The organism is Vicinamibacteria bacterium (genome assembly GCA_035620555.1).
In the GTDB taxonomy this organism is placed as follows: Bacteria; Acidobacteriota; Vicinamibacteria; order Marinacidobacterales; family SMYC01; genus DASPGQ01.
The window spans coordinates 1-4,699 of sequence record DASPGQ010000801.1 but is presented as its reverse complement, the minus strand read 5'-3'; the positions used below and the strand labels follow the sequence as shown (position 1 = coordinate 4,699).

At 63.5% G+C, this 4,699-nt stretch carries 3 protein-coding genes; all 3 read right to left on the bottom strand.

All coding sequences use genetic code 11. From position 1 onward, the window contains the following. On the bottom strand, positions 1-2,425 hold a 2,425-nt coding region (locus tag VEK15_32190), incomplete at its 3' end, for an AMP-binding protein (protein HXV65400.1). A gap of 58 nt (positions 2,426-2,483) precedes the next feature. Continuing rightward, positions 2,484-3,236: a uracil-DNA glycosylase family protein gene (locus VEK15_32185; protein ID HXV65399.1), complete on the bottom strand. Its 753-nt coding sequence runs from the start codon at positions 3,234-3,236 to the stop codon at positions 2,484-2,486. An 11-nt stretch (positions 3,237-3,247) separates the two neighbouring features. Further along, the coding region (locus VEK15_32180; protein HXV65398.1) for a winged helix-turn-helix domain-containing protein at positions 3,248-4,699 on the bottom strand (1,452 nt) is incomplete at its 5' end.

Sequence of the window (4,699 nt, the reverse complement as noted above, 5' to 3'; positions counted from 1 at the left end):
CGATGTGCACCGGTACGACCGGGAGCCGCAGCTGCACCGCCATGAGCCCGACCCCAGGTCGAAAGGGGTGCGTCTCGCCGTCGGGAGTCCGTACTCCTTCGGGAAAAATGACAATCGAATAACCATCGTTCGCGAGCTGCCCGGCGAACCGAAGAGCCTTGCGCACACCTTGCGTCTTCTGAGGCAGCGGGAAGACGTTCACGAGCACGACGGCAAGCCAGTATTGGAGCGCGGACAGGACGCGTTGGCCCCATCTGCCGTTTCCCTCGAGGTAGGCGCGAAAGGTGTCCTGGGAAATCGCCGGAGCGATCCGAGCCTGCCACGCCGGCGGGAGCGCGGCGAGCAACGCGATGGTATCCAGGCTGCTCGTGTGATTCGGCGCGAAGATTACCGGACCGCTGATGTCTTTCACGCTTCCCTCGACCTCGAGCGGGAGATAGCGGTGGAAGAGCGGAAGTATTACCAGACGACGGAAGAGGTCTCGAAGGAAACGGAGCGGCCGGCTACGTGCGTAGCGCACGAGACCCACGAATGGAGTTGTGGACTCCACCTCGTAGCTTCGCTCTGGCGCTCGCGCTGAAACCCCCGCCGCGGAGTCTCGTGCGTCGGAAGCCCCGGTCTCTTCCCGAATCCAACTCTCGAGCTCGTCGACGGTCTCGATGCGCGCCATCCGTCCCTCGGAAAGCTCTACGCCATACAGCTCCTCGAGCTCCGTCATGAGATCGATGCGGTCGAGCGACGTCAGGCCGAGTTCTTCCGACAGCGCATCCGAAGAACCAATCGACCCGGTAGCACGGCCGAGCTGGCGCGCGAGCAGGGAGCGCGTCGACGTGGACTTCGCGGCCGGCTCCCTCGATACACTCGAAGTCGCACCGCTCTCGACCGCCCGCTGGATGTCCTGTCGCTTGATCTTGAACGTGGAGGACGTTCTCGGGAAATCTTCCTCCTCCCACAGGGTCCATTCGCGAATCCTCTGGTGGCGCTCGAGCCGGCGGTTAGCCCTCTGTACCACGTCGGACGGATCGGCGTCGCGCTCGGCGAGCAGAAGCACCGCGTGGACGACTTCACCCTTGTCCGTCGGCCGGCCGATTACGACAGCTTCGCTGACCTCGGGAGCGTGGTTGAGGACCGTCTCGACGTCCACGGGATAGACGTTCAAACCGTCGGCGCCGACGATGACGTCTTTCTTCCGACCCTTGTAGTAGAGCGTGCCGTCGGGCCCCATCTCCCCGATGTCGCCGGTTCGCAGCCACTCGTCGTCACCGGTCGCTTCTACGGGTGCCTTCACTCCAAAGATCTCCCGGGAAACGTTCTCGCCGCGGACGAGGATCTCTCCATCTTCCGCCAGCCGGATCTGCTGGCTCCCTACTGCCTTGCCCAGCGAGCCCCGCGTGGGACGCAGCGGGTGGTTCGTGCTCACGACGGAGCTCGTCTCGGTGAGACCGTAGCCCTGCACGAGAACGAAGCCGAGGCGGAACCAGAACTCTTCCTCGTCGGGCGGAAGCCGTGACCCTCCCGATACGATCGCCCAAAACTTCCAGCCGAATGCCGAGTGCACCTCGCGATGCTGCCACCATCGCGCAAGACCACCGACGAGTCCCTTCTCGAAGCGGGGCCTGCGTTCCGCGAGCCGGTACCGCCGCTCGACGTGGCGGTGAAGCTGACTCAGAAAACGCGGCACCGCAACGAGGACGGAGATCCGTTCCCTGCGGATGGTCTCGATCACCGCACCCGGATGCATTTCCTTGACAAAAGCGACCGAACCTTTCATTACCAGCGGTAAGAACATCCCGGTGAATTGCCCGAAGACGTGGCTCAAAGGAAGCAAATCCAGAAAGCGGATGGGCTGAAACGGCTTCGCGTAGGACGCGTACTTTTCTATCTCCTTTCGAATCGGGTTCAGATTGGCGACCAGATGGCGGTGGCGGTGGACGATTCCCTTCGGCTTTCCCGTCGTACCGGACGTGTAGAGAATCTGCACCACGTCGTCGGAGCTCGCCTCGGCCGGCTTGGCGGGCGAGTCCGAGACCGGACAGGTGCGCTCGATGGGGAGCGGCTCGAGCTCGACCCCCTCGATCGCGACGCTCGTGCCGTGGACAATGGCACGCGCCGAAACTTCCTCCTGAACCCGGTTCACGAAGTCCCCAGACGATTGGGAATCGATGGGAACGACGGTGATGCCGCTCGCAAGAGCTCCCCAGAAAACGGCCAGCCACTCCGGCCGGTTCTCGCTCCAAATGAGGATCCGGTCGCCTTTGCCGTACCCTCGCTCGTCGAGAACTTGCGCCGCACCCGCGATGCGGCGCGAAAGCTCGTGACCGGTCCACCTCTCGACTCGATAGCCCCGGTCGTAGAGCACGGCTTCCCGACCGCCGAACCGTTCGATCTCCGGGATCAGCTCGAGCAGAGTTTCGATTTCAGCCATGCTTGCATTTCGATTCTAGCGAGGCGATCACCGTCGACCGTCGGGAAACCGACGTGGATCAGGGTACCTCGATGCCGAGGGTGTGAAGCTGTTCTTCAGCGAGACGGTCCCAGCCACGATTCGATCGCGGATTGGCGGGGCTCGGGTGCGACAGGAACCCAACATTGACCTCCAGATCGGTCAGAGCTCGCTGAGCTCGTCGTTCGGCAAAGCGGCCGATTCCAATGACCCAGCGCGGTCTCAGATACCCGACGGCGCGGTAAAGGGTCTCATCGCAGAGCTCGAAAAGGGGCGCGGTCTCCTTCGCCGGCAAATGGTCCGGCGTCCGGTTGCGGCCGCTTCGTTCGAGAAATGCCAGGGGGCAGTAATTGAGGACGAAGAAACGCTCGAAGAAACGTTCGGGCGAACCGAAGCGCTCACGAGCCCAACCCCACAGCCGGTGGCCGCTCACTTCGCTTCGATGGCATTCGAAGCCGCGCACCCGACGCCGCGGATGCTCTTTCTTCGGCCGGCCCACCCGACCATCGATGCCCAACCAGTCGCGAACCATCTCGACGTCGCCGAAGGGTACTCCGGTTTGTACCATGCCCCATGGACCAGGGTTCATACCGACGAGGACGACCTCTCGCTCCCCATCACCGTATCTTTCCAGGTAACGGCGATGAAGCTCCCAGGCATAGGACAACGGATTGTAAACGTGGGTCACCGGAGGGCCGAACGAAAGCGCATCCAGCTTACGGCCGAGTCGTCGCGCCCCCTCGATGAGCTTCAACGCGCCTACGGTAGCACGAGCGCCAATCAGATACGGCACGAAGACCGGTCTCAACGAAATCCGGCAGCCTCTAGAAGTCGCGCGTAGCCGTATGCTTCCCGCAAAGGCTCTAATCTCGGGTCGACGTCGAGCATCGGCACCCAGGCGCTCTTCTTCTCGATCGCTTCCGCCAGAGAGTCGAGGGCGGGTTGAGTCCGCCCGGCTCTCACGAGCGCGACCGCACGGCTGTAGGGGTCCTGTGCCTCCGGGGGCTGGCCGACCTCCTGGCCCAGTGCGAGACGGGACTCGAATATGCAGGCCTCCGCCAGGTCGAATCCGGGCTCGAGCTCGAGCGTCCTCTCGCACGCGGCGAGAGCTTCTTCTAACCGGCCCGCGAAGTAATAGAACCAACCGACGTCCGATTGCACCTCGGGGGAAAGAGGGTCGAGCGTCCGGGCACGCTCGATCGCGTCGATGGCCTCGACGTGCCGTCCGAGGCCCGTCAAGTAGTAGCCGTACCAATGATGGGCTTTGGCGAAGCCGGGGTTTGCGAGGAGAGCCCGCTGAAAGGATTGTCCCGCGCCGGTCCAGTCCCAATCCCCGTACCAGCGCGCGAGAGCGAGAGCGAGATGGGCCTCGGCGGAGGGAGAAAGCTCGATCGCCAGTCTCGCCTCGACGGCGGCCTCGTCGAAACGTCGCTCGAGAATGCGAATCGTGGCAAGCCCCACGTGGGCGTCGGCGAGCCCATCGTCTTTATTTAGCGCCTCCCTGAGGTAACGCTCGGCATACTCCAGGCTTTTCTTCCCGCCACGATTCAGATGATACCGCCCCTTGAGGTACGCGTCATAGGCTTCGGCGTCGTGAGGCTCGGACATTCTGGGAAGCACATCGGGCAACAACTGGGGAACGAGAGCCGCCACGAGCGACGATACGTCACCAGCGCTCCCCCGCCACATCCGCACGCCCCTTTTCTCGAGCTCGACCTCGATTTCCTCGTCGAGCAAACGCCCGGAAAGCGCATAGTCCGTGCCCGTAGAAACTCCCGATAGGCCGCCGAAACGTGAAGCGGAAGACGGTGCGAGGACGGCGAGCCGAGAAGGATCGAGACCACCGAGCGCGCGGCCGACCTCCTCCGCCAGCATCGGGCCCCGGTGGACGGACGACGGGTCCTCGAACGGCAGTACCACGAGAGTCAAAGGGGTCTTCTCCGGCCGAGCTTCTCGGGACCGCCGACTCGCTACGAATACCGCAACGAGAATGGCCATACCGACAATCGCCAGCGCTGCCGCCCGCGTCGTTACGCTCGGCGGCTTGCGGATGCCTGGAAGAAACCGGTAGCCGCGCCGCGGCAGGGTCTCGATGAACCGCGGCGCGCTCGCATCGTCACCGAGTACGGCACGCACCTGCTTGATGCACGAGTGCAGACTTCCATCGAAGTCGACGTGGGTTCCCTCGCTCCACAGAATCGTGCGTAGCTCGTCTCGACCAACGATTTCCCCGGGCCGACGAGCAAGCGTACTCAG